General features: G+C 68.8%; 1 protein-coding gene. It reads right to left on the bottom strand.

The window, feature by feature from the left end; genetic code table 11:
• Positions 1 to 446: 446 nt before the first annotated feature.
• The gene (locus tag ACGF0D_RS44235) at positions 447 to 1,451 is read right to left on the bottom strand and encodes an IS110 family transposase (RefSeq protein ID WP_392926251.1); all 1,005 of its coding nucleotides are present in this window, start codon (positions 1,449 to 1,451) and stop codon (positions 447 to 449) included.
• Positions 1,452 to 1,545: the final 94 nt, after the last annotated feature.

Below are 1,545 nucleotides of genomic sequence, written 5' to 3'. Positions count from 1 at the left end.
GCACCCATGGGGGCCGGGCCTGTCAAGCGCGTGTGGCTGTCTGGCCTCGGGGTTTTGTCTTGTTGCTTCCGGGGCGGGGTGGTCTGCATGGCTTCCTCGTAGTCGCTGCTTCCGCCGCTGTGTGGGAGGGGTCCAGTTGGAGCGCCCGGAGCCCGACGAGGGACGAGTGGGCGAGGACGAACGAGCTGGACACCGATGCGCGGGGGCGGACGATGGGCAACTGAGAAAGCGTGAAGATGTTTTGGTCTCTGGATCGTTGGCATCCCCGGCAAGTGGTCCGCGTGTGGTGTCACATGCACCCATCCGGCGTCTGACCGGTGTGGTCGGCGCCATGACCGTGGTCCGGGGGCCGGGCTGCTCAGTCAGGTCATCGAGCGCGGCGAAGCCGTCTCATGCAACGTTGCGAGCGCACCCGGGGTCTGCGGGCGATCCGCGCGACGGCGGTTTCATCGGGTCGGCCGTTCGGACTGGTCCTGGCCGGCGCGCAGAAGGTGGTAGGCGCGGGTGAGGAGTTTGCGGGCGACGGCGGTGGTTGCGATCTTCTTGCCGCGTCGGGCGGCGATGGCCTGGTAGGTGTCCGCGAAAGCGGGGCTGCGTTTCGCGGTCTGGGCAGCCTCGCAGAGGATCCAGCGCAGCCAGGCGGAGCCTTGCTTGGAGATGTGTCCCTGGTGGACGGTGAGGTCCGAGGCCCGGACCGTGGGGGTGAGGCCGGCCCAGGCGGCGAGCTTGCGCGCGGAGGGGAACCGGGTGACATCTCCGACCTCGGCGAGGATCACGAGCGCGGTGAGGGTACCGACACCGGGCAGCTCCATGAGGGCCTTCACGCGCGGATCCCCCCGGGCATGCGCGGCGAGCTGCTTGTCCAGGGCGTCGATCGGGACCTGCAGGGCGTCCATGACCTGCAACAGGTCGTTCACCACGCGGCGGGAGGCGTCCGGGAGCTCCAATGATGCGAGCCAGTCCCGGCCGGGACCGGTGAAACAGCCGCCGGGCCGGTCCTGGCCAAGGTCGGCCAGGACCGCGTGGACCCGGTTGCGCAGGAGTGTGCGCAACCGCACCAACTGGAAACGGTGGCGGAGCAGGGCCCGCTGCTGGCGCACCTCCAGCGGGGCGATCCACGCCTCCGGGAGGAGATCGGCTCGCAGCAGCTGGCCCAGGATCGCGGCGTCGACCTTGTCGTTCTTCAGCCGGGCCGAGGCGATCGCCTTGCACCGCAGCGGGTGGACCAGGTGGGACTCGTAGCCGTAGTCCTCCAGGAGTTCGACCAGCCATCCCCAGCCATAGGCGGCTTCGAAGGCGACCGGGGTGCCGATCGGCAGATCTCCGATCACCCCGAGTACCGTCTCGACGCCGTTGGGGACGTTGCGGTTGGCCCGCACCGCTCCGTTCTCGTCAATCACGGCGATCTGGGACCTCTTGCGGTGCACGTCGATACCGACGTAGACAGACATTGAGGGCCTCCTTCCCGAGCCCGTGTACATACCCGGACGATAGACATCGCCCGGCTGAGCAGGGAAGGGGGCCCGGCCCTCATATGGTCAGGTC

It is taken from the genome of Kitasatospora sp. NPDC048298, from assembly GCF_043201465.1.
Classification (GTDB): domain Bacteria; phylum Actinomycetota; class Actinomycetes; order Streptomycetales; family Streptomycetaceae; genus Kitasatospora.
Note: the sequence above shows the minus strand (reverse complement) of the source record. Positions and strands in the feature narration are given on the sequence as shown.

What these genes read in the sequence shown, in the direction of transcription:
- ACGF0D_RS44235 (WP_392926251.1), bottom strand. Translation starts at nt 1,451, where the DNA reads ATGTCTGTCTACGTCGGTATCGACGTGCACCGCAAGAGGTCCCAGATC.